The 23783-nt window shown below is 67.7% G+C and carries 19 protein-coding genes; 9 read left to right on the forward strand and 10 right to left on the reverse strand.

What is annotated here, in order from left to right; all coding sequences use genetic code 11:
• Window positions 1–240 precede the first annotated feature (240 nt).
• From CAL26_RS08480 to CAL26_RS08490, 3 genes are all read right to left on the reverse strand, one after another.
• Complete coding sequence (locus CAL26_RS08480; RefSeq protein WP_094846463.1) at window positions 241–1692, reverse strand: DegQ family serine endoprotease; 1452 nt, start codon at window positions 1690–1692, stop codon at window positions 241–243.
• A gap of 105 nt (window positions 1693–1797) precedes the next feature.
• A complete protein-coding gene (locus tag CAL26_RS08485) occupies window positions 1798–3132 on the reverse strand; it encodes an ATP-binding protein (protein WP_094846464.1) in 1335 nt (444 codons plus the stop codon).
• Window positions 3129–3788 carry a response regulator gene (locus tag CAL26_RS08490; protein WP_094846465.1) on the reverse strand — a complete coding sequence of 220 codons (660 nt, stop codon included), beginning with the start codon at window positions 3786–3788 and terminating at the stop codon, window positions 3129–3131. Before CAL26_RS08490 ends, CAL26_RS08485 begins: the two co-directional genes overlap by 4 nt.
• Window positions 3789–4009: 221 nt before the next feature.
• Between CAL26_RS08490 and otsB the strand changes: the two genes are divergently transcribed.
• Both otsB and otsA read left to right on the forward strand, forming a co-directional pair.
• Entirely contained in the window at window positions 4010–4747 is a 738-nt protein-coding gene (otsB, locus tag CAL26_RS08495) for a trehalose-phosphatase (RefSeq protein ID WP_094846466.1), read from the forward strand.
• Window positions 4748–4781: 34 nt separating this feature from the next.
• The gene (otsA, locus tag CAL26_RS08500) at window positions 4782–6185 is read left to right on the forward strand and encodes an alpha,alpha-trehalose-phosphate synthase (UDP-forming) (protein WP_094846467.1); all 1404 of its coding nucleotides are present in this window, start codon (window positions 4782–4784) and stop codon (window positions 6183–6185) included.
• 2 nt (window positions 6186–6187) lie between these two features.
• On the opposite strand, the gene CAL26_RS08505 is transcribed toward otsA, so the two are convergent.
• Window positions 6188–6436 carry a hypothetical protein gene (locus tag CAL26_RS08505; protein WP_094846468.1) on the reverse strand — a complete coding sequence of 83 codons (249 nt, stop codon included), beginning with the start codon at window positions 6434–6436 and terminating at the stop codon, window positions 6188–6190.
• A 244-nt stretch (window positions 6437–6680) separates the two neighbouring features.
• Here CAL26_RS08505 and CAL26_RS08510 point away from each other — a divergent pair, with 244 nt between their 5' ends.
• Both CAL26_RS08510 and CAL26_RS08515 read left to right on the forward strand, forming a co-directional pair.
• Window positions 6681–8672: an amylo-alpha-1,6-glucosidase gene (locus tag CAL26_RS08510; RefSeq protein ID WP_094846469.1), complete on the forward strand. Its 1992-nt coding sequence runs from the start codon at window positions 6681–6683 to the stop codon at window positions 8670–8672.
• A gap of 32 nt (window positions 8673–8704) precedes the next feature.
• Window positions 8705–11467: an MGH1-like glycoside hydrolase domain-containing protein gene (locus CAL26_RS08515; RefSeq protein WP_094846470.1), complete on the forward strand. Its 2763-nt coding sequence runs from the start codon at window positions 8705–8707 to the stop codon at window positions 11465–11467.
• A gap of 10 nt (window positions 11468–11477) precedes the next feature.
• Here the strand turns inward: CAL26_RS08515 and CAL26_RS08520 are convergent, their stop codons facing one another.
• Window positions 11478–12104, reverse strand: coding sequence for an LON peptidase substrate-binding domain-containing protein (locus CAL26_RS08520; RefSeq protein ID WP_094846471.1), 627 nt, complete (start codon window positions 12102–12104; stop codon window positions 11478–11480).
• Between the two features lie 130 nt (window positions 12105–12234).
• Between CAL26_RS08520 and CAL26_RS08525 the strand changes: the two genes are divergently transcribed.
• On the forward strand, window positions 12235–13914 hold the full coding sequence (locus CAL26_RS08525; protein WP_256988218.1) for a glycine betaine ABC transporter substrate-binding protein: 1680 nt from the start codon (window positions 12235–12237) through the stop codon (window positions 13912–13914).
• 106 nt (window positions 13915–14020) lie between these two features.
• On the opposite strand, the gene CAL26_RS08530 is transcribed toward CAL26_RS08525, so the two are convergent.
• Window positions 14021–14992: a Bug family tripartite tricarboxylate transporter substrate binding protein gene (locus tag CAL26_RS08530; protein ID WP_094846472.1), complete on the reverse strand. Its 972-nt coding sequence runs from the start codon at window positions 14990–14992 to the stop codon at window positions 14021–14023.
• 243 nt (window positions 14993–15235) lie between these two features.
• Between CAL26_RS08530 and CAL26_RS08535 the strand changes: the two genes are divergently transcribed.
• The 3 genes from CAL26_RS08535 to bglX all read left to right on the forward strand — a co-directional run bounded on the left by CAL26_RS08535 (window position 15236) and on the right by bglX (window position 18710).
• Window positions 15236–15829 (forward strand): NUDIX domain-containing protein, encoded by a 594-nt coding sequence (locus tag CAL26_RS08535; protein ID WP_094846473.1) that lies wholly within the window; start codon window positions 15236–15238, stop codon window positions 15827–15829.
• A complete protein-coding gene (locus CAL26_RS08540) occupies window positions 15811–16245 on the forward strand; it encodes a DUF1810 domain-containing protein (RefSeq protein WP_256988221.1) in 435 nt (144 codons plus the stop codon). Before CAL26_RS08535 ends, CAL26_RS08540 begins: the two co-directional genes overlap by 19 nt.
• A gap of 131 nt (window positions 16246–16376) precedes the next feature.
• Window positions 16377–18710 (forward strand): beta-glucosidase BglX, encoded by a 2334-nt coding sequence (bglX, locus tag CAL26_RS08545; protein WP_094846998.1) that lies wholly within the window; start codon window positions 16377–16379, stop codon window positions 18708–18710.
• A gap of 62 nt (window positions 18711–18772) precedes the next feature.
• Here the strand turns inward: bglX and folE are convergent, their stop codons facing one another.
• The 3 genes from folE to CAL26_RS08560 form a co-directional block, all read right to left on the reverse strand.
• Window positions 18773–19318, reverse strand: a complete 546-nt coding sequence (folE, locus tag CAL26_RS08550) for a GTP cyclohydrolase I FolE (protein ID WP_094846474.1) — start codon at window positions 19316–19318, stop codon at window positions 18773–18775.
• 76 nt (window positions 19319–19394) lie between these two features.
• Window positions 19395–20507: a hypothetical protein gene (locus CAL26_RS08555; RefSeq protein ID WP_256988223.1), complete on the reverse strand. Its 1113-nt coding sequence runs from the start codon at window positions 20505–20507 to the stop codon at window positions 19395–19397.
• Window positions 20508–20605: 98 nt separating this feature from the next.
• Window positions 20606–21523, reverse strand: coding sequence for a LysR family transcriptional regulator (locus CAL26_RS08560; RefSeq protein WP_094846475.1), 918 nt, complete (start codon window positions 21521–21523; stop codon window positions 20606–20608).
• A 107-nt stretch (window positions 21524–21630) separates the two neighbouring features.
• Here CAL26_RS08560 and aceB point away from each other — a divergent pair, with 107 nt between their 5' ends.
• Window positions 21631–23214, forward strand: a complete 1584-nt coding sequence (gene aceB, locus CAL26_RS08565; RefSeq protein ID WP_094846476.1) for a malate synthase A — start codon at window positions 21631–21633, stop codon at window positions 23212–23214.
• A gap of 56 nt (window positions 23215–23270) precedes the next feature.
• Here the strand turns inward: aceB and CAL26_RS08570 are convergent, their stop codons facing one another.
• The gene (locus CAL26_RS08570) at window positions 23271–23684 is read right to left on the reverse strand and encodes a gamma-glutamylcyclotransferase family protein (RefSeq protein WP_094846477.1); all 414 of its coding nucleotides are present in this window, start codon (window positions 23682–23684) and stop codon (window positions 23271–23273) included.
• Window positions 23685–23783: the final 99 nt, after the last annotated feature.

Genomic DNA, 23783 nt, shown 5'->3' on the forward strand with positions numbered 1-23783 from the left:
TGGCCGGGGAAAGACGGAAGGAAGCGAAATGGCGATAGGACGGGCACTGGCGAAACGGGTTTCCGGATCTTCTGCAATGGACGCCACGATGGCGCCCCCGCCGAAGGGTACCAAGAAACCGGCTGGCGCGGGCGCGACGATGCCAGGAAACCACGCCATGCGAATCTGCTTGCCGGAATGATGAAAGGCAAAAAAGCGGCGCGGGTCGATGCCCCGCGCCGCTTCACGGACGGATGTTCCTCAGCCGATCTGCACCGGCACGAACAGTTTGCCGTCGCCGCGCTGGACCAGCAGGGCGGCGGTCTTGCCGGCCTTGGCCACGGCGCCGCGCACTTCATTGACGTTGCGCGTCGGCACGCCGTTCACGGACAGGATGATGTCGCCGGGCTGGATCCCCGCCTTGGCGGCGGCGCCATCGGCCTGTTCCACCAGCAGGCCTTGCGTGCCGGCCTGTTGCTGTTCGTCCGGGGTCAAGGGGCGCAGCGCCAGCCCGAGCCTGGCATGCTGTCCACCTTGCGTGTCGCCGGACGCGACGGCCTCCGGCTTGCCGTACGTACCCAGGGTGGCGGCGACCTCGACGGGCTTGCCGTCGCGCCACACGTCCAGCTTCACGCGTTGGCCCGGATCCTCCAACGTGATGACCGACGACAGGTCTCCCGACGAGACGATGGGACGTCCGTCGATCGCGCGGATGACGTCGCCCGACTTCAGGCCCGCCTTGTCGGCGGCGCTGCCTTTTTCCACGCTGGCGACCAACGCGCCGGTCGGGCTGTCCAGCTTGAAGGAGTTCGCCAGGTCCTGGTTGACCTCCTGCACCGTCACGCCGAGCATGGCATGACGCACCTTGCCGTGCGCCACGATCTCATCCTTGATCTTGGTGGCGACGTTGATGGGGATGGCGAACGACAGTCCCTGGAAGCCGCCGGTCCGCGTATAGATCTGCGAGTTGATGCCGACCACTTCGCCGCGGGTGTTGAACAGCGGACCGCCGGAATTGCCGGGGTTGACCGCGACGTCTGTCTGGATGAAGGGCACCGACGTATCGTCGGGCAGCGAGCGGCCCTTGGCGCTGACGATGCCGGCGGTCGCGGTGTTTTCCAGGCCGTAGGGCGAGCCGATGGCCAGCACCCAATCGCCGACGTTGACGTTGTCGACGTTGCCTATCTTGACCACCGGCAGGTTGGAGGCATCGATCTTGATCACCGCCACGTCGGTCACCGGGTCGCTGCCCAGCACCTTGGCGCGATACTCGCGGCGATCGGTGAGCTTGACGGTGACTTCGCTGGCGTCCTGCACGACGTGGGCGTTGGTCAGGATCACACCGTCCGGGCTGATGATGAAGCCGGAGCCTTCACCTCGGATCGGGACTTCCCGCGTGCCTTGGCCCATCTGGCCGGGCATGCCGGGAAAGCCCGGCATGCCGCCGAAGAACTGGGCGAAGGGGTCCTGCTGCAGGGCGACCTTCTTGGTGCCCGAGACGCTGATGTTCACCACCGCCGGGCCGTACTGGCGCGTGATCTGCGCGAAGTTCGGCAGCGACATGGTGCCGGCGGCCGGTTGCACCTGCTGGGTCGGCGCGCTTTCCGCGTGGGAGGCCGTGCCCATGACGCCGGCGGCCGCGGTGGCGCCGATGACGCCGGCCGCGACCAATGACATCGTCAAACGGGTGGGAGAGAAGTTCTTGAATTTCATGTCGGGTCCTTGAGCGCTAGTCCTTGGGCTTCGTTCCGGTCGCTCGTTTTATCGAGCACCTCCTGGAACACGGCGCTATCTTCGGACCCGATCCTTAGGCGAAACTTAAGCGGCGGCGCCGGCCGGAAAACGCACCCGCACGCGCAGGCCTCCCAGGCGGGGGGCGTCTTCCAGGAACACGGCGGCCTCGTGGCGGCGGGCCACGGCGTCGACGATGGACAGGCCCAGGCCGCTGCCCACCGCGTCATGGTTCTGCGCGCGGTAGAAGCGATCGAATACCCGCTCGCGCTCGGCGGGCGGAATGCCGGGACCGCTGTCGTCGACGGTCAGCGTGACGGCCTCCTCATGAACGTCGATGCCGACGTCGATACGGCCTTCCGCCGGCGTGTACTTGATGGCGTTGTCCAGCAGGTTGCGCGCCAGCAGCGCAAGGGCGTCGGGATCGCCGCGCACCCATGCCTGCGGCACGCCGTCCATGCCGATATCCATGGATTTTGCGTTGGCCTCGGGCAGGATGTCGGAGATGGATTGCCGCATCAGCTGTACCAGCTCCACCGGCCCCGCGGCGGTTTGAGTGGCCGCGGCATCGTGGCGGGCCATCGACAGCAGTTGCTCGATCAGCCGGGACGCCCGATCGATGCCCGCGGCCAGCCGTTCCACCGCGATGCGCCGCGCGGCTTCGTCGCCGGGGCGCTGCAGGGCCTGCAGCTGCAGGCGCAACGCGGCCAGCGGCGAGCGCAGTTCATGGGCCGCGTCGCCGACGAAGCGCTTCTGTGTCGCGAAGGCTTGCCGCGTGCGCTCCAGCAGCAGGTTCAATTCGTGCACCAGCGGGCGGATTTCATCCGGCAGGCCGGTTTCGGCGACCGGCGACAGCGCCTCCGGCTGGCGTTTGGCCAGGTCGTCGCGCGTGCGCCGCACGGGCCGCAGCGATGCCCCCACGACCCACCAGACGACGATCATGAGCAGCGGCGCCGCGGCCGCGATGGGGCCGACGCTGCGCAGCGCCAGCGCCCGCGCCGTCTTCTGCCGCACGTCCATGTCCTGCGCCACCTGCGTCACCTGGAATGGCGTCGCCATCGCGTACACGCGGTAGGTCGAGGCCCCCGCCTTGACCGTCGAGTAGCCCAGTACCACGGGATCCGGCAGCAACTTGCCGGACGCGGACTTGAACAGCCGCGCGCCGTCCGCGGTCCAGATCTGGATGATCAGGTTGTCGTCCGACGCCGGACCGGCCGGGGCCAGCGGCGTGGCGCTGAGCAGGCCATCGCCCGCCGTCAGCGAGGCCGCCGTGCGCTGCAGCTGCGCATCGAAGATTTCGTCCGTCTGCTGGAGGATGTTGCGGTAGGCCACGATGCCCTGCACCAAAGCGGCCAGCAGGATCGAAGCGAACAGGAAAAATATCAGGCGGCCCCGTAGCGAGGACCCGAGCGGAATCTTCATGTCTTGGGTATCACGTAGCCGACGCCACGCACGTTCTGGATGAAGCGCTGGCCCAGCTTCTTGCGCAAGCCGTGAATATAGACCTCCACGGCGTTGCTGCTGATTTCTTCCTGCCAGCTGTAGAGCTTTTCCTCGAGCTGGGCGCGCGACAATATCATGCCGGGCCGGGCGATCAGCGGTTCCAGCACCGCCCATTCGCGCGCGGTCAGCGTCACGGGCTCGCCATTGACGCGCGCGGAGCGATCCTGCGGGTCGATGCTGACGCCGGCATGCTCGAAGACCGGTTCGGCGCGGCCGGCGCTGCGCCGGATCAGCGCGCGCATGCGCGCCAGCAGTTCGTCCATGTCGTAAGGCTTGATGACGTAGTCGTCCGCGCCGGCGTCCAGGCCGGCGATGCGGTCGGCCACCGCGTCGCGCGCGGTGGCGATCAGCACCGGTGTGCGGTTGCGGCGCGTGCGCAGGTCGCGCAACAGGTTCAGGCCGTCCCGATCGGGCAGGCCGAGGTCCAGCAGCACCAGGTCGTAGGGGCCGGTACGCAAGGCCAGGTCCGCGCCCTTGCCGCTCATTTCCCAGTCCACCGCGTAGTTTTCCGCGCGCAGCCCGTCTAGCACGCTTTCGCCGATCATCCGATCGTCTTCCACCAAAAGAATGCGCATGCGTTTCTCCTTCAGCGTGGTGCGGTCCGGCGTTATAAGCTCTGGCGTTGGAGCCTGACACGCTTCTTAAGTTCCTGTCGTGGCCCACGCGCGCCGGCCACGTGGACAACAAGCGTGTATGCGGTCTGCTCTCCTTTTGTAACTTCCCGAAGCGGCTTCTGGTTACACCCCTGGGCTATAACGTAACTGTCATACCCGCCAACCCGGCGAGAGTAGAAAAAGTGCAGAGCCTATCCTTACCCGTCACGAGCGAGAACGTCGACAAACACGCTTTTTTGTTCGACCTGGATGGAACGTTGGCGCCCATTGCCGCGACGCCGGAGCAGGCGCACGTGCCCAGCGAAACACTGAATGTCCTGGCGCGCCTGGGCAAGCTGACCGGCGGCGCCATCGCGATTGTCTCGGGCAGGCCGCTCGCGCAGATCGATGCGCTGGTGCAGCCGTTGCTGCTGACCGGCGCCGGGCTGCACGGCGCGCAGTGGCGCGGCCCAGACGGCGTCATGCACGAATTGCCGGTCGATACTGGCGCCGTCGCCCGCATGGTGGAAGCCCTGGCGCCGCTGGTCGATCGGTGGCCCGGCACGCAGCTGGAACACAAGGGCTTGTCACTGGCCTTTCACTATCGCAATGCGCCCGACCGCGAACACGACGTGCGCATCGCGACCGAACTGGCGGTCGCGCCGCATGCCGATCGCTTCGTCTTGCAGCCCGGCAAGATGGTGGTCGAGATCAAGCCCCGCCAGGCCAGCAAGGCGGGCGCCATCAACCGATTGATGGGTATGGCGCCCTTCGCCGGGCGCGTACCCTTGTTCGCGGGAGACGACCTGACGGATGAAGCCGGGTTTCAGGCGGTGAAGTCCCTGGGGGGCGTCACCATCAAGATCGGGGAAGGGGAGAGCGTCGCCGACTGGCGCTTTCCCACGCCCGCCGCGCTGGCGGGCTGGCTGGCGCTGCTTTGAGCCCCCCGCAAACACTAGAACAAGGAGGTCGGCCATGAGCAGGCTAGTCGTCGTATCCAATCGGGTCGCGCCCATCGCGGAAGGCAAGCCCACGGCCGGCGGGCTGGCGGTGGGCGTTTTCGATGCGCTGAAACAGACTGGCGGCATATGGTTCGGATGGAGCGGCGACATCGTCGACGGCTCCACGCCGCCGGAAACGGTGCACAAGGAGGAGCGCGACAACATCACCTATGCCACCGTCGCCTTGTCGCGCACGGATTACGACCAGTACTACCGCGGGTTTTCCAACGGCATGCTATGGCCGGTGTTCCATTACCGCCCCGATCTGGCCCGCTACGACCGCCGCGAGTACGCCGGCTATTGCCGCGTCAACCGCTGGTTGGTGGAACGGCTCAAGCCGTTGCTGCAGCCCGACGATATCCTGTGGGTGCATGACTACCATCTGCTGCCTTTCGCGCGCGCCTGCCGCCAGGCGGGCATACGCAACCGCATCGGGTTCTTCCTGCATATCCCGTTTCCCGCCGAGCCGGTCATGGCGACGGTGCCGCCGCACCGCGAATTGATGGAAGCGATGTGCGCCTACGATCTGGTGGGTTTCCAGACCGACGCGGATCGCCGCGCCTTCGTCGATTATGTCTGCCGGCGGCTGGGCGCCGGACGCCGCGGCGACCGCTACATCGAGATCGGCGGACACCGGATCGGCGCCGGGGTGTACCCGATCGGCATCTATCCCGATGAAATCCGCGAGCTGTCGCTCAAGCACAACCGCTCGCGTCAGATCACCAACCTGAAACAAGGGCTGCAGCAGCGCCGGCTGATGGTCAGCGTCGACAGGCTGGACTACAGCAAGGGCATGGTCGAGCGCTTCACGGCCTTCGAGCGCCTGCTGGAGATGACGCCGGCGCATCGCGGCCAGGTGACCTTCGTGCAGATCGCGCCGCCGTCGCGTTCCGACGTCGAGCAATACCGGCGTATTCGCCGCCAGCTGGAAAGCGCCGCGGGCAGCATCAACGGGCGCTGGTCCGACCTGGCATGGACGCCGCTGCGCTATATCAATAAATCCTATGACCGGGCGCTGCTGATGTCGCTGTTCCGGGCATCGCAGGTGGGATACGTGACGCCGCTGCGCGATGGCATGAACCTGGTGGCCAAGGAATACGTCGCCGCCCAGCCGGAAGACGATCCCGGCGTGCTGGTGCTGTCGGAATTCGCCGGCGCCGCCGAGGAACTCGGCGAAGGCGCGCTGCTGGTCAACCCGTACGACGCGGACGGCATGGCGGAAACGCTCGACCGCGCCCTGACCATGGCGCTACCGGAGCGCGTGGCCCGCCATCGCAATATGCTGGCGCGGCTGACCGAAAACAACCTATCGCGCTGGCGCGACCGCTTCCTGGCCGACCTGCAGAGCGAAACCGTCACGCCCGAAGTCGTGGCCTGACTTCAACGGCGGTGCGCGGAAATGGTGTAGCGTTCGCTGCGGGCGCGCGCCATCGCCTTGCGCACCTCATCGACGGAATCGGCGAATTCGTCGATGAAGTTGAAGACGCCTTCCACGGAATCGAACAGGAAATTGGCGGCCGGAACGGCCACGCGGCGCTGGGCGAAGCGAGCGGTCGCGCGGGCGCCGCGCTTGATCGCGGCGGTATCGGAGGGGGTGAGACTGAGGGCGGAAAGGCGGCGCGAACCCATGGTGCTGCTCCTGTCGGGGAAGAAAAAGGTAGGCCGGACTGGGCCTGTGCAATCATGATAAACACCTATATTGATGCGCTGCAACAAGCGTTTTGGCCGTTGTCGGACCCCGTTGCATATAAGCATTCCCGTGCCTTTTCATGGTGCGCATGCCCCGGAAAATCCGCCGTAATGGTGCAGCGCAATGTCGCATGGGCGCAACAGTGCTGACGGTGCGCGGCCCTGCCGCCCGCGGGAGGGCGATATGGAAATGAAGCCGCCGTCCGCGCGGGAATCCGATGAATGGCTGGAGGCCGATGGCCGGGGCGGCTACGCCAGCGGCACGGTGAGCGGCCTGCGCACGCGCCGGTATCACGCCCTGCTGCTGTGCGCCACCCGGCCGCCCACCGGGCGCAAGGTACTGGTGAACGGTGTCGAGGCCTGGGTGGAAACGGCCGGCGCCCGCCAGTCCCTGACCCGCCAGCGCTACGCGCCGGACCTGATCGTGCCGGACGATGCCGCCGACGCGCAGGCCTTCGAACCGCATCCGTGGCCCGTCTGGCGCCTGCGGCTGCGGGACGGCCGCCTGGTGCGCATGTCCTGTTTCGTCGACAAGGCCAGCGCGCGTACGGTATTGCGCTGGGACCTGGAGGGAACGGCCGGGGCGGGCATGCTCATCCTGAAGGTGCGCCCCTTGCTGTCCGGCCGCGATTACCATGCGCTGCACCGCGAGAATCCGGCCTTCGATTTCTCCGCGGCCGTGGACGGCCCGCGCGTGCGGTGGCGGCCCTATGGCGACGTGCCGGCGATCCTGGCGCATACCAATGGCCGCTATGCGCATGAGCCCGATTGGTATCGCAGCTTCTGCTATGCGCGCGAGCGTGAACGGGGCCTGGACGATATCGAGGACCTGGCGACGCCGGGCGTCTTCTCCTTCGACCTGGGCGCCGGCCCCGCCGTCATGATCCTGTCCGCGGTGGGATTGGCGGCCACGGACGGCGTGGCGGCGGAAGCGGACGACGCGCTTGCCCTGGCGTCGGCCATGGGCGGGCGGGAAGCCGCGCGCCGCGCCGCCTATCCCGACCGCCTGAGCCGCGCCGCCGACGCCTACGTGGTGTCGCGCGCGCGGGGCCTGACGCTGGTCGCGGGCTATCCCTGGTTCACCGACTGGGGGCGCGATACCTTCATCGCGATGCGCGGCCTGCTGCTGGCCACGGGCCGCCTGGACGACGCGCGCGCCATCCTGCTCGAATGGACCCGCTATATTTCCCAGGGCATGTTGCCCAACACCTTCCCGGACGAAGGCGACGAACCCGCCTACAACTCGGTGGACGCGTCGCTGTGGTTCGTCATCGCCGCGCACGACTACATGGAAATGGGGCATGCCGATGACGCCGCGCGCGCCAGCCTGCGCGCGGCCATCGATACCATCGTGGCCGGTTACGCCGGCGGCACGCGCCATGGCATCGGGGCCGACGCCGACGGGCTGCTGCGCGCGGGTTGTCCCGGCATGCAGCTGACCTGGATGGATGCCAAGGTGGGCGATTGGGTGGTGACGCCGCGCATCGGCAAGCCCGTGGAAGTACAGGCGCTGTGGATCAATGCGCTGCGTATCGTGGCGGCCTGGAACGGCGACCACGGCGAACTGGAAAGGCGGGCCACGGCGTCGTTCGCGCGACGCTTTCCCAAGCCCGATGGCAGCGGGCTGTACGACGTGGTGGATGACAGCCACGAAGCCGGCCGCCTGGATGGCAGCGTGCGGCCGAACCAGCTGTTTGCGGTGGGCGGACTGCCGCATGCCGTCGTGCAGGGGCCGCTGGCGCGGGCGGTCGTGGCCCAGGTCGAGGCCGAACTGCTGACGCCCATGGGTCCGCGCACGCTGGCGCCCGGCGACCCGGCCTATGCCGGCCACTACGGCGGCGGGCCGGCGCAGCGCGACGCCGCCTACCACCAGGGGACGGCATGGCCGTGGCTGATCGGCGCGTTCGTGCAGGCCTGGTTGCGCACTCGCGCGACGGCGGGCGCACAGGGGGGCGAGCTGGGCCCGGAGGCCGTGGAGCAGGCCCGCGAGCGCTGGCTGGCGCCCCTGTACCGGCACCTGGATGAGGGCGGATTGGACCACGTGTCGGAGATCGCCGATGGCGACGCCCCGCATCGCTGCGCGGGCGCGCCGTTCCAGGCCTGGTCGCTGGGCGAATTGCTGCGCGTGGAAAGCATGTTGCGCGATGCCGTGCGCGATGTCGCGCGGACGCGGTAAATTCGTCGTTTCGCCTGTTGCAAGGACGCGCCATGCACACGCCGCGTGCCACCTCGTTATTCCAGACCGTCGAAGGCCAGCGCCTGGCGCAGGCGGAGTCCGTCCCGTGGCGGCGCTGGGGCCCCTATCTGAGCGAACGCCAGTGGGGCACCGTGCGCGAGGACTACAGCGAGTACGGCACCGCCTGGGATTACTTTCCCCACGATCATGCCCGCAGCCGGGCCTACCGCTGGGGGGAGGACGGGCTGGCCGGGTTCGGCGATGACCGGCTGCGCTGGTGCCTGGGCCTGGCGCTCTGGAACGGCCGCGATCCCATCATCAAGGAACGCCTGTTCGGCTTGACGAATGCCGAAGGCAACCATGGCGAGGACGTCAAGGAACTCTATTTCTACCTGGACGCCACGCCCACGCACTCGTACATGCGCATGATGTACCGCTATCCCATGTCGGCCTTTCCCTATGCCGATCTGGTGGCCGAAAACGCGCGGCGCGGTACCGACCAGCCGGAGTACGAAATCCTGGATACCGGCGTGTTCGACGATCAACGGTATTTCGACGTGACGGTCGAATACGCCAAGCATACGCATGACGATATCGTCATGCGCATCACCATCGAGAATCCCAGCGCCGAGCCTGCCACGCTGCATGTGTTGCCGCAATTGTGGGCGCGCAACACCTGGTCCTGGGACGGGGTATCGCCCAAGCCGTCCCTGCAGCGGATCAAGGACGGCGCCAGCGGCTGGGAAGTGCTGGCGCGCCATGCCGCGTACGAACCCATGGTGGCGACGGCGGCCGCGCCGGGCCCGGTGGACTGGCTGTTCTGCGAAAACGAAACCAATGTCCGCAGGCTGTTCGGCAGCGACGGCCCGGGTCCTTTCAAGGACGGCATCAACGACTACATCGTGCACGGCGCGAAGGATGCCGTGCGCGGCGACGGCGGCACCAAGGTTGCCGCGCATTGGGTCGCGCATCTGGCGCCCGGCGCGCGCAGCGCGATGGTGTTCCGCCTGCGGCCGCAGGCGCGGCATGACGGACAGGCGCTGGACATCGACGCCCTGATCGCGCGGCGCCGGGCCGAGGCCGACGAGTTCTACGATTGCCTGCAGCAGGGAATCGCGGACGACGATGCCCGGCTGGTGCAGCGCCAGGCGCTGGCGGGCCTGCTCTGGTCCAAGCAGTACTACGAATTCGACGTCACGCGCTGGCTGGACGGCGACGCCGCGCAGCCCAAGCCGCCCGCGCGCCGCCGCCGCGGCCGCAACGCGGAGTGGCGGCACCTGTGCAATGGCGAGATCGTGTCCATGCCGGACAAGTGGGAATACCCCTGGTATGCGTCATGGGACCTGGCCTTCCAGGCCACGGCCCTGGCGCTGGTCGATCCGGTCTTCGCCAAGAACCAGCTGCTGCTGCTGGTCAAGGACCGCTACCAGCATCCCAACGGGCAGTTGCCCGCCTATGAATGGGCCTTCGGCGACGGCAATCCGCCGGTGCATGCCTGGGCCACCTGGCGCGTCTACGAACTCGATCGCGCCTGGCATGGCGAACCCGACCACGCCTTCCTGGAACTGGTGTTCCACAAGCTGCTGCTTAACTTCGGCTGGTGGGTCAACCGGCGCGACGCGGACGGGCGCAACATCTTCCAGGGCGGCTTCCTGGGGCTCGACAATATCGGCATCTTCGACCGTTCGCAGCCGCTGCCCACGGGCGGCCACATCGACCAGGCGGACGGCACCGCCTGGATGGCCGCCTATGCCCTGGACATGATGCGCATCGCGCTGGAACTGGCCACCGTCAACAAGACCTTCGTCGATATCGGCGTCAAGTTCTTCGAGCATTTCCTGTACATCGCCGAAGCGGTCAATAGCGGCGACGATTGCGAAACCGGCTTGTGGGACGAGCAGGACGAGTTCTTCTACGACGCGCTGCACCTGCCCGGGCAGGACAGCATGCCGATGCGCGTGCGCTCCATCGTCGGGCTGATCCCGCTGTTCGCCGTGCAGGTGCTTGAAGAAAACATGCACGGGCGCTTGCCCGGCTTCAAGGAACGCCTGCGCTGGTTCCTGCGGCATCGGCCGGACCTGGCGAAACTGGTGTCGCGGTGGACCGAGCCCGGCAAGGGAAATTCCGCGCTGCTGTCGCTGCTGCGCGGCCACCGCGTGAAGGCGCTGCTGCGGCGCGCGCTGGACGAAAGCGAGTTTCTTTCCGACTACGGAGTACGCGGCCTTTCGCGGCATCATCGCGATACGCCCTATGTGTTCACGCATAACGGGGAGAGTTTCTGCATCCGTTATCTGCCGGGGGAGTCGGATTCGCGCGTGTTCGGCGGCAATTCGAACTGGCGCGGGCCGATCTGGCTGCCGGTGAACTACCTGCTGATCGAGTCGCTGTACGAGTTCCAACGCTATTACGGCGACGACTTCCGCGTCGAGTATCCCACGGGCTCCGGCCGCAAGTATTCGCTGCGCGAGATCGCCGACCAGCTGTCCAGCCGCATCACGCGGCTGTTCCTGAAGAATGCCGACGGTGAACGGCCATCGATGATGGGCTATCCGCTATTGCAGGCGGATCCCGCGTCGCGTGACCTGGTGTTGTTCCACGAGTTCTTTCACGGGGACAACGGGCGCGGGCTGGGGGCGTCGCACCAGACCGGCTGGACCGCCCTGGTGGCCTTGTTGCTGCAACCGCGCCAGGCCGCCGTCAGCGGCATCCTGCCGGTGGTGGAAACCGCCGACGACGCCGCGCGGGCGGAAGCCGCCGCGGCGGTCGCGCGGGCCAGCGAACAGCCGGTGAAATAGCGGCGTACGTTCAGTCCGCGGCGGGCGGCAGCAGGTCCCGCGCATCCAGCAGATCGTGGACCTGCGCCAGGCGCAGCTCGGGATCCGGCGTCAACAGCAGGTCCTGCTTGGTGCGGGCGGGCAGGGGCAGGATCTCGCCCCAGCGGTCGGCCACCCAGCCGCACTCATCCAGACGGAAAGGTGGGGCGATGGGCATCAGGGCGGCCGGCGTGCCGCGGCGCTGCAGATCGGCGATCAGCGTGCCCAGCGCGTTCGCGCAAGCCTGTAGTTCGCGCGGGATGGCGCGCGGCGGGTCGTCCGCCAGGATCTCGATTTCCCCGCTCCACAAGCCGAAGCGGCCTTGTTCCGCGGACAGCAGCCGGAAGCGGCTGGTGCCGGTGCAGACGATCTGCAGCAGGCCCGGCATCGGCGCCGACGATTCGACGATGCGCGCCAGCGTGCCGGCGGCCGCCAGCACTTCCTTGCCGTCCGGGGTGCGGACTTCCCGTCCTTCCAGCAGCGGGACGACGCCGAAGCCGCCGCCGTCTTCGATGCACTTGCCTATCATGTCCAGGTAACGAACCTCGAACACGCGCAGGTGCATGACCCCGTCGGGGAACAAGGCATTGCCCAAGGGAAATAAAGGAATGGCGGCCATGCGGCATGATGGCACAATTGGCCCTTGCCCGTTACTCCCCGCGCCCGCCCTGGCCGCCGCTCCGCATCGCCCCATACGGATGATCCCGCTTCTAACGTTCTTGCCGGCGCGTCCTGCTCGCCTTGTCCCCGTGTCGCGCCTGCCCCAGATGTTGGCGCTGCCGCTGTTGCTGTTGCTGCTGTCGATGATGCCCGGTCCTGGCTGCGCGGCCGCGCAGCAGCCCCAGGCCACGCCGGCGGACGGCCCGGCGACAACGCCGGGGACAACGGCGACGGTTCCGGTGACTGTTCCGGCCCCTGGTGGCGCGGAGCCGGCGCGCAACCTGCGCGTCGGTTCCAAGCGCTTCACGGAGTCGTACATTCTTGCGGAGCTGCTCGCGCAGCAGGTGGCGCGGCGCACCGGCCAGGCGCCCGCCGTGTCGCAGGGTCTGGGCAATACCGCCATCGTCTACCAGGCCTTGCAGAGCGGCAGCATCGGGCTCTACCCGGAATATACGGGGACCATCGCGATGGAAATCCTCAAGAGCGACAAACCCATGTCGCTGGACGAGATCCGCACCCGCCTGGCGCCGCTGGGGCTCGGCGTCGATATCCCCTTCGGCTTCAACGACGGCTATGCGCTGGCGATGCGCGCGGCGGATGCCGACAGGCTGGGGATACGTTCCCTGAGCGACCTGGCGCGCCATCCGGACCAGCGGCTGGGCCTGTCGCAGGAATTCATCGGCCGCGTCGACGGCTGGCGCGGCCTGGCGCAGCGCTACGGCCTGCGCCAGTCGCCCACCGGGCTGGACCATGGCCTGGCGTATGACGCGATCCAGAAGAAGCAGGTCGACGTCATCGATATCTACACCACGGACGCCAAGATCGACGCGCTGGGATTGCGTGTGCTGGACGACGACCTGAAGTACTTCCCGCGCTATGACGCGGTGGTGCTGTATCGGCTGGACGTGCCGCGGCGCTACCCGCAGGCCTGGGCGGCGATGCGGGAGCTGGCCGGGACCATCGACGAACACGCGATGATCGCCATGAACGCACGCGCCGAACTCGGGGGCGTTCCCTTCGACGTCATCGCGCGCGATCGCCTGGCGGCGGGCGCGGGGAGTGGGGCGCAAAACGGGGCGCAAAACGGGGCGCAGGACGGGGCAAGCAATGGGCTGGAGAACGAGACTTACGGGTTCTGGCGCAAGCTGATGGGGCCCGACCTGGGCCGGCTGGCGGCGCAGCATCTGGTGCTGGTGCTGCTGTCGGTGGCGATCGCCGTGCTGGTCGCCGTGCCGGCCGGCGTCTACGTCTACCCCCGCTATCGCCTGCGTGCCCTGGTACTGGGCATGACGGGGCTGCTGCAGACGATACCCTCGCTGGCCATGCTGGCCATCCTGATCACGGTGACGGGCCGCATCGGTTCGGTGCCGGCGCTGGCCGCGTTGACGCTCTATGCCTTGCTGCCGGTCATGCGCAATACGGTCGCAGGGCTGGACGAGGTCTCTTCGGGCATGCGGTTGGCGGCGACGGCGCTGGGCATGACGCCGCGGCAGCGCATCATGCTGATCGAGCTGCCGCTGGCGCGGCCCACCATCCTGGCCGGGGTGCGCACGGCGACGTCGATCTCGATCGGGACGGCGACGATCGCGGCCTTCATCGGCGCGGGCGGTTTCGGGGAGCGCATCGTCACCGGACTGGCGTTGAACGATGGCCAACTGCTGCTGGCGGGCGCCTTGCCCGCCGCGGCGATGGCGCTGGCCAGCGAACTGGCCTTCGAACTGGCGGACCGCCGCCTGCGCCGGCAGACCGGCCGCTACGTCAGGGCCTGAGTGAACGAGGCGTGCGCGGCGGGAGCGCCGCCGCACCTGGCCGGCCGCACCTCGCCGGCCGCACCTGGCCGGCCGCACCTCGCCGGCCGCACCTGGCCGGCAGCTTCTATTCCGCCTTCGCGCCCATCTGCTTGACCAGGGCGCTCCACTTCGCCTGTTCGGCGCGCGTGAACTCGCCAAAGGCCTGGGCGCTGCCGCCCACCGGATCGGCGCCTTCCGCCGTCATCTTGTCCTTCAGCCCGGGCAGGGCGGCGTTGACGGCCTTGTTGAGGACCGCGACGACGGCCGGCGGCGTACCCTTGGGCGCGAACATGCCGAACCAGGAACCGGCCTCGAAACCCGGGAAACCGTTCTCGGCGATGGTCGGCACGTCCGGCATGGACGCCGACCTGCGGATGCTGCTGACCGCGATCGGCCGCAGCTTGCCCGCCTTGATCTGGCCGATCACCGAGGGGATGGTGGCGAACATGAACTGCACGCGCCCGCTCAGCAGATCGTTCAAGGCGTCGGCGCCCTTGTAGGGGATGTGCGTGGCCTGCACGCCTATCTTCTGCATGAGCATGTAGCTGGCCAGGTGCGAAGACGTACCGATGCCCGTGGAGCTGTAGTTCAGCTTGCCGGAATGCTGCTTGGCATAGGCGATGAATTCGGCGACATTATGCACCGGCGCGTCGGGCGGCACGACCAGCACGTTGGGCACGTCGGCGAACTGCACGACGGGTATGAGATCGGTCAAGGGATCGTAATCCAGCTTGTTCAGACTGGAGTTCACGGCGATCGGGCCCACCGAGGCGGCCAGCAGCGTGTAGCCGTCCGGCGCCGCGCGCGCCACGTACTCGCTGCCGATGTTGCCGCCCGCGCCCGGCCGGCTTTCGACGATGAAGGTCTGCTTGAGCGATTCGCTGATCTTGTTGCCGATGGCGCGCGTCAGGATATCGGTGGTGCCCCCCGCGGTGAACGGCACCACGATCTTGACGGGCTTGTCGGGATAATCGGCATGGGCGGCCGGCGCCGCGACGGTCGCGGCGGCCGCGACGATGGAAGCCGCGAATGCGCGAGCCAGGGTCTTCGTGGGCATGGTGCTCCTCCTTATATGTTTTTGCGGAATCGCCGGGCGCCAGGCCGCCGGCGACCTCCGCATCTTCGCACAGCGGACCGCGGCGGCGCGCCGCGCCGCCCGGCGCGTCCATTTTTCCTGGAATATTGTGAGAATGTCCGGCCGCTGTCGGAACCCGCCGCGACTACTGCTAAAGTTGAGCACCGGCTTTGCTCCCTATGCCTCTTTTCGCGGCCATGCCTGTGCCGCGCATACCAGCCCCGGATGGAATCAGTGGATACGAACCAAGACGCCCACCTCGTGGAAAAGCCCCTGAAGCAGGAATCCCTGTTCGAAGGCAGTTTCCTGCGCGCGCGCCGCGATACGGTGCTCCTGCCCAATGGCCACAGCTCGACGCGCGAATACATCGTGCATCCCGGCGCCGTCGTGGTGGTGCCCATGCTGGATGACGGACGCGTGTTGACGGTGCGCCAGTACCGTTATCCGGTCGGCCGCGTCATGATCGAGTTCCCCGCCGGCAAACTGGACCCGGGCGAAGATCCGCTGGAATGCGGCCGGCGCGAACTGCTGGAAGAAACCGGCTACAGCGGCGGCGTCTGGTCGGCCGCCGGCGCCATGCATGTCGCGATCGCCTATTCCACCGAAATCATCCACATCTTTTTCGCGCGCGGCTTGCGTGCCGGACAGGCGCAGACGGATGCCGACGAATTCGTCGACATCCACCCGATGACGGTGGAGGACTTGTTCGCCGCCTGCCGCAACGGCGAGATCACCGATTCCAAGACGCTCACCTGCGCGCTCTGGCTGCAGAACGTGCTGAGCGGCGCATGGGAGCTGGAATGGAAACACGAGAGCTGAACGACGCCTACGGCCTGGAGCGATTCGTCCTGGCGCAGGACCCCGTGTTCGATACCGTGTGCCAGGAGCTCGCGCAGGGGCGCAAGCGCAGCCATTGGATCTGGTTCGTGTTTCCCCAGATCCGCGGGCTGGGCCGCAGCGAAATGGCGCAGCGCTACGGCATATCCTGCCTGGACGAGGCGCGCGCCTATGTGCGCCATCCCGTGCTGGGGCAGCGGCTGAAGCATGCCTGCGAATTGGTGGCGCGCGCCCCCGAGGGCTCGGCGGCCGAGATCTTCGGTCCGCTGGACGCCGTGAAGTTCCGGTCTTCGCTGACGCTGTTCACCTGGGCCGCGCCGGAAGAAGAAATCTTCCGCCAGTGCCTGGATCGATTTTTCCGCGGCCAGGCCGATCCTCTGACGCTGTCCCGCCTCTGATCGCCGCGCTCCGCGGGGCGCCCATGTGGCACACTTGCCCGGCTTAGCCCACGCGCGTTCCGGCTACCCGCCGCGCGCGCGTTCGAATCGACGATCCACCAATTGACAATAAACATCAGAGACACATGCGCATGAAACAGCTCCGTTTGAAGCTCCGTCTGACGCTTCCCTTGCTGATCGCGCTGGCGGGCGCCCCGGCATTCGGCCAAACGGGCACGCACCCGACGAACAATCCGCCTTCGATGATGCGCGAACAGGCCGCTCGCGAAGCGTTCATCGACAAGCTGATGAGCCGCATGACGGTGGATGAGAAAATCGGCCAGCTGCGCCTGGTCAGCCTGCCGGCCGGGTCCAATCCGGACAAGCCGAAGTTCATGGACGACATCCGCGCGGGCCGGGCGGGCGCGGTCTTCAATACCGTGACCCCCAAGGACATCCGCGTGCTGCAGGACGCGGCCATGCAAAGCCGGCTGAAGATCCCGCTGTTCTTCGCCTACGACGTGATCCACGGCCAGCGCACGATATTCCCGATCGGCCTGGGCCTGGCGTCCAGCTGGAACCTGGACGCCATCCGCCAGACCGGCCGGATCTCCGCCATCGAGGCCAGCGCCGACGGCCTGGACGTGACCTGGTCGCCCATGGTCGACATTTCGCGCGATCCGCGCTGGGGCCGCAACTCCGAAGGCTTCGGCGAGGACACTTACCTGACGTCGCGGATAGGCGCGGAGCTGGTCAAGGCCTACCAGGGCGACGACCCCGCCGCGCGCGACAGCATCCTGGCGATGGTCAAGCATTTTGCCGCCTACGGCGCGGTGGAAGGCGGCCGCGACTACAACACCGTCGACATGAGCCCGCAGCGCCTGTTCCAGGACTACCTGCCGCCCTACAAGGCGGCGCTGGACGCCGGCGCGGCCGGCGTGATGATCGCGCTGAACTCGCTGAACGGCGTGCCGGCCACGGGCGACAAATGGCTGCTGCAGGACGTGCTGCGCAAGCAGTGGGGCTTCAAGGGCATCACCGTCAGCGATCACGGCGCGATCATGGAGATGATCAAGCACGGCGTGGCGGCCGATGGCCGCGACGCCGCCCGTCTGGCGATCACCGCGGGCGCCGACATGAGCATGAGCGACACCATGTACGGCGACAACCTCAAGCCCCTGCTGGACAGCGGCCGCGTCAGCATGGCCGACCTGGACCGTGCGACCCGCGACGTGCTGCGCGTCAAATACGACCTGGGGCTGTTCCAGGACCCGTATCGCCGTATCGGCCGGCCGGAAAACGATCCGCCCGACGTCAACGCCGAAAGCCGGCTGCACCGCGACGCCGCGCGCCAGGTGGCGCGCGAAAGCCTGGTGCTGCTCAAGAACCAGGGCGGCGTGCTGCCGCTGCGCAAGCAGGGCACCATCGCCGTGGTCGGCCCGTTGGCGAAAAGCCAGCGCGACATGATGGGCAACTGGTCGGCCGCCGGCCGCGCCGACCAGACCGTGTCCGCCTATCAGGGTATCGCCAACGCCGTCGGCGGCCAGGCCAGGCTGCTGTACGCCAAGGGCGCCAACGTCATCGACGATCCGGAAATCGTCAAGTATCTGAACCTGTACGAGCAGGACGTGGACGTCGACCCGCGCACGCCCGCGCAACTGATCGACGAGGCCGTGGCGGCCGCCCGGCAGGCCGACGTGGTGGTCGCGGTGGTCGGCGAATCGCAAGGCATGGCGCATGAAGCGTCCAGCCGCAGCGATATCGTCATTCCCGACAGCCAGGCGCGCCTGCTGCGCGCCCTGAAGGCCACGGGCAAGCCGCTGGTGATCGTCCTGATGAACGGACGCCCGCTGGCGCTGGGCTGGGAGAACGACAATGCCGACGCCATGCTCGAAACCTGGTTCGCCGGCACCGAAGGCGGCAACGCCGTCGCCGACGTCCTGTTCGGCGACTACAACCCGTCGGGCAAGCTGCCGATGACGTTTCCGCGCTCCGTGGGCCAGATCCCGATCTACTACAGCCATTTGAATACCGGCCGTCCCTTCGATCCCGCGCATCCCGACAAATACACGTCGCGCTATTTCGATGCGCCGAACGGACCGCTGTTTCCCTTCGGCTACGGCCTGAGCTACACCCGCTTCGAGCTGTCGCCGGTGACGCTGTCCAGCGCGGAAATGCCGCGAAACGGCACGGTGCAGGCCAGCGTGACGGTGACCAACACCGGCCAGCGCGACGGCGCGACCGTGGTGCAGCTGTATCTCCAGGATCCGGTTGCGTCCATCAGCCGGCCGGTGAAGGAGCTCAAGCATTTCGAGAAAGTCATGCTGAAGGCGGGCGAATCGCGCAAGGTGTCGTTCACGATCGACGAGGACGACCTGAGCTTCTACAACGCGCAATTGCACTACGGGGCCGAGCCCGGCGCGTTCAACGTCTACGTGGGGTTGGATTCGGAGGACGTCAAGCAGGCCGGCTTCACGCTGCGGTGAACGGCCGGCGGCCTGGCGGGGGGCGGTCGCCCGCCGGGCCAGGGCATCGGTAGATCAACGGATCAACGGATCAGGTTCAGGAATTCCGCCCGCGTGGCGGCGTTCTCGTGGAATTCGCCCAGCATGACGGAGGTCACCATGGACGAGTTCTGTTTTTCGACGCCGCGCATCATCATGCACATGTGCTGCGCTTCGATGACCACCGCCACGCCGGCGGCGCCGGTCACCTGCAGGACGGCTTCTGCGATCTGGCGGCTGAGGTTTTCCTGGATCTGCAGGCGCCGGGCGAACATGTCGACGATGCGCGCGACCTTGGACAGGCCCAGCACCTTGCCGTTCGGCAGGTAGCCCACGTGGGCCTTGCCGATGAAGGGCAGCATGTGGTGCTCGCACAGGGAATACAGCTCGATGTTCTTGACCAGCACGATTTCCTTCGTGTCGGAGGAGAACAGCGCGCCGTTGACGACCTCATCCAGATCCTGGCCATAACCCCGGCACAGGTATTGCATGGCCTTGGCCGCGCGCAGCGGCGTGTCGCGCAGGCCCTCCCGGGAGGGATCTTCGCCGAGCTGTTTCAGGATGGCGGTGTAGTGTTCTTCGAGCGACATGGTGAGCAGGGGGCGTGTTTGGGGGTGTCGGCGGGGTTCCAACCGCTACGATACCAGCCGCGCCGGCGGCGGGCGTCTACCGGCCGGGCGCGGCCCGCGCCTTCGCGGCGGGCTGGGCGGTGATCCGGGTGCACGTGGCGGCTTCCGGCCCGGCCTTGGCATCGGGGCCCAGCAGGGCGCTCGCGCCGCATTGCGAGCCGAACATGCCGCGCTGGTTGTGGCCGACGCCGGCGACTTCGTAGGCCTGGTGGACGTTCTGCTTCAGCGCCGGCAGCCACGCTTCGTAGCCGACGTAGGCGCGGCCGCGCGCCAGGCGGGTCGCGCCCTGCGCCTCGGCGCCGCAGCGCTTGTCCAGCCAGCGGTGCTCCGGGTTGGTGTCGGCGCCGCCCAGCAGGTAGGTGACGTCGCGCTGCGCGTAGCGGGCCGGCAGCCGCTTCGGATCCGCCACGCGCAGGTCCTGCGGCAGGTGGTCCAGGCCATAGCGGAAGTCGTTGAAGTCCGGGCACAGGCCGCGGTTGTAGGGGCCGTAGCCGCCATCGCCGCGCGGGCGGTCGGTCGTGAGATACAGGTAGGAAGACGGATTGGCGACCACGTAGCGCAGCGTCACGCCCCGCTTGCGGATGGTCTCGTCGACATTGTTCAGCACCGCGTAGCGCTGCAGCATCTGGGCGCCGGCCGAATGGCCCGCCAGCACCACGCCGCGCAGCGCCGGCAGGTCATGGCGGTCGGACAGCCATTCCAGCAGGTCGTCCAGCACCTCGAAGGACCCTATCGGCGCGGGGCGGCCGCTGGCCTTCACGCTGTCGCCGCCCGCGATCCAGCGGTCCTTGTGCCAGGCCGGCATGCGCTCGAAGCCGCGGTCGATGGGAGCGGCGAATTTCGGCGCGATCACCAGGGTGTCTTCCATCGCGCCGGGGTTCGTCTCCAGCAGTCCGGCGGCGGTCTGATAGTAATGGTCGGCGTCCCGCTTGACGCCGTGCAGGATGACGACGACGTGCGTCACGTGGGCCAGGTTGGCGGCGGTGAGCGGCCGGCTGGCGTAGACGGGAAAGGGGTAGCGGTGGCCGTGCGCGCCCAGTTGCACCGTCTGCCAGGCAGGCGCGGGCGCGCGCGGCGGGCCGCTGTCGTCCTGGGCACGGGCGGACGCCGCGGCGCACAGTGCAAGCAGAAGGCAGAATACCAGGCGCATGACGGATACCGGCGTAAGAGGTGGGGGTGAGCGGCGCGGCCGCGGCGTTGTGCGGGGCATTGTAGGCGCGCGTGCGTGGCAAAACCCTGAACGGAACGTCAGCCCGACGCGGGCTCGCCCCAATAGGCCGGATCGGCGTAGGCCTGGCGCAACATGGCGACGAAGGCGCGCACGCGGGCCGGCATGTGCTTGCGCTCCGGGAACATCGCATAAATGCCGTTGGGCGGTGCGCAATACTCGTCCAGCACGGTCTTCAGCCGGCCGCTGTCCAGGTCCTGCTGCACTTCCCACATCGATCGCCAGGCCAGGCCGTAGCCGGCCAGCGTCCATTGGTGCAGCACGCTGCCGTCGCTGCATTCCAACCGGCCGGCGACCCGGAACGGCGTCAGCTGGCCATTGACGCGGAACAGCCAGCCGCGCGACTGGTTGCCCTGGCTGCCGAACGACAGGCAGTGGTGGGCGGCCAGGTCCGCGGGGGTGCGGGGGACGCCCTGCCGTTCCAGGTAGGAAGGCGCCGCGACGACGACGCGCCGATTGTCGGCCAAGCGGATGGCGACCATATCGGAATCGTCCAGGTCGCCGATGCGCACGGCGCAGTCGTACCGTTCCTCGATCAGGTCGACCAGGCGGTCGCTCAGGTCCAGGACCACGCTGACGTCCGGATACTGGTCGGCGAAGCCGGGCAGCAGCGGGGCGACGTGGCGGCGGCCGAATCCGGCGGGCGCGGTCAGGCGCAGCAGCCCGGTGGGCCGGGCGCTGCCCTGCGCCACCAGGCTTTCGGATTCGTTCAGGTCGCGCAGGATGCGTTGGGCATCTTCCAGCAGGGTGCCCCCTTCCGCGGTCAGGGACAGGCGGCGGGTGGAGCGCACCAGCAGCTTGACGCCCAGGCGCGCTTCCAGGGCGTCGATGCGGCGCCCGATCATGGCCGGCGCGACGCCTTCCGCCCGGGCGGCGGCCGACAGGCTGCCCAGCGCGGCCACGTCGACGAAGGTCTGCAGTTGCTTGAATCGGTCCACGGATCATCTTTGATAAAAACTAAAAGATGAATCTACTTTTATATGCTTTTTAATTCAATATCCGCTTCGTACACTGGCGGACACAGCGTTCCCCCTCGGAGACATCCATGTCATTGAAACTGCCCGCCGGCGTCGCCATCGACGCCCCCATCGAACCCGGCTTCGAAAGCGTGCTGACGCACGACGCGCTGGCGCTGGTGGCCGACCTGCATCGCACCTTCGAGAGCCGGCGGCAAGAGCTGCTGGCCGCCCGCGCGGCGCGCACCCAGCGCCTGGACGCCGGCGAAAAGCCGGATTTCCTGGCGGAAACCCGTTCGGTGCGCGACGGCGACTGGACCATCGCCCCCATTCCGGAAGACCTGAAGTGCCGCCGGGTGGAAATCACCGGCCCGGTCGAGCGGAAGATGGTCATCAATGCCCTGAATTCCGGCGCCGACAGCTATATGACGGACTTCGAGGACTCCAACACGCCCAACTGGCACAACCAGATTTCCGGCCAGATCAACCTGATGGACGCGGTGCGCCGCACGATCCGCCTGGAGCAGGGCGGCAAGACCTACCAGTTGAACGCCAAGACGGCGGTATTGCTGGTGCGTCCGCGCGGCTGGCACCTGGACGAAAAGCACGTCACGGTGGACGGCAAGCGCGTGTCCGGCGGCATTTTCGATTTCGCGCTCTATCTCTTCCATAACGCCCGGGAACTGTTGGCGCGCGGCAGCGGCCCGTACTTCTACCTGCCCAAGATGGAAAGCCATCTGGAAGCCCGCCTGTGGAACGACATTTTCGTCCGCGCGCAGGACGCGGTGGGCATACCGCGGGGCACGATCAAGGCGACGGTGCTGGTGGAAACGGTCCTGGCCGCTTTCGAAATGGACGAAATCCTGTACGAACTGCGCGAACACAGCGCCGGGCTCAACGCCGGCCGCTGGGACTACATCTTCAGCTGCATCAAGAAGTTCAAGGTTGAACGCGACTTCTGCCTGGCCGACCGCGCCAAGGTCACCATGACCGCCCCGTTCATGCGCGCCTATGCCTTGCTGCTGCTCAAGACCTGCCATCGCCGCAACGCGCCGGCGATCGGCGGCATGAGCGCCTTGATCCCGATCAAGAACGATCCGGTCAAGAACGAGCAGGCCATGGCCGGCATCCGTTCCGACAAGACGCGCGACGCCACGGACGGCTACGACGGCGGCTGGGTGGCCCACCCGGGCCTGGTGCCGGTGGCGATGGAAGAGTTCGTCAAGGTGCTGGGCGACGCGCCCAACCAGATCGGCAAGCAGCGCCCGGACGTCGCCGTGACGGCGGCCGACCTGCTGGACTTCCAGCCGGAAGCGCCGATCACCGAGGCCGGCCTGCGCATGAACATCAACGTGGGGATCCACTACCTGGGGTCGTGGCTGGACGGCAACGGCTGCGTACCCATCCACAACCTGATGGAAGACGCCGCGACCGCGGAGATCTCCCGCTCCCAGGTCTGGCAGTGGATCCGCTCGCCCAAGGGCGTGCTGGAGGATGGCACCAAGGTCACCGCCGAGCTGGTGCGCAAGCTGATCCCCGAAGAGCTGGCCAAGGTCCACGACGTGGCGGGACCCAGCAAGGCCTACGACCGCGCGGCGCAGATCTTCGAGCAGATGAGTACCCAGGACGACTTCGCGGAATTCCTGACGCTGCCGCTGTACGAGGAAGTCTGAGCCCGCGCGGCGGGCGGGGGACGCCTGTCCCGTGCCCGCTTATCGCGGCAGCCTGCTCATGGCTGACCGCGCCCCAGCCGATGCCGCACCCAGTCGGTGGCGTCGGTACGCACCGCGTCGCCGACATGGGCCGGGTCGATGGGGTAGTAGTGGCAGTCCAGCGCCCGGCCGCCCACCGTCAGGCGGATCGGCCGGCGCACGAAGCATGAGCCGCCGGCCGGGTCGTATTCCTCGATGGCGTCCATGACCGGCAGCAGCGCCGGATCGATCCGGTAGACGTCCCCCGTCACCGGCACCCCATCGGCATCGGGCAGCAGCCCGGGCCAATCCCCGAAGTCATACAACCGGCCCGTTACGCTGGCGACGCCCGCGTATTCCGGCGCCGGCAGCCCGGCGCGCGCCGCCGCCCGGGCCAGGTCGTTGATTTCTCCCCGCCGCAGCGTGCCGTAAACAAAAACGTAGGTGTCCATCGCTGGCCCGTATGGCGTATCGTGATCGCGGGCATTGAAATCCCGGCAGGGCGCCCGCATTTGTAGGACATCGAGCCGGCCGCACACCGCGTGCGCAGC

Source organism: Bordetella genomosp. 9 (assembly GCF_002261425.1).
In the GTDB taxonomy this organism is placed as follows: domain Bacteria; phylum Pseudomonadota; class Gammaproteobacteria; order Burkholderiales; family Burkholderiaceae_B; genus Bordetella_C.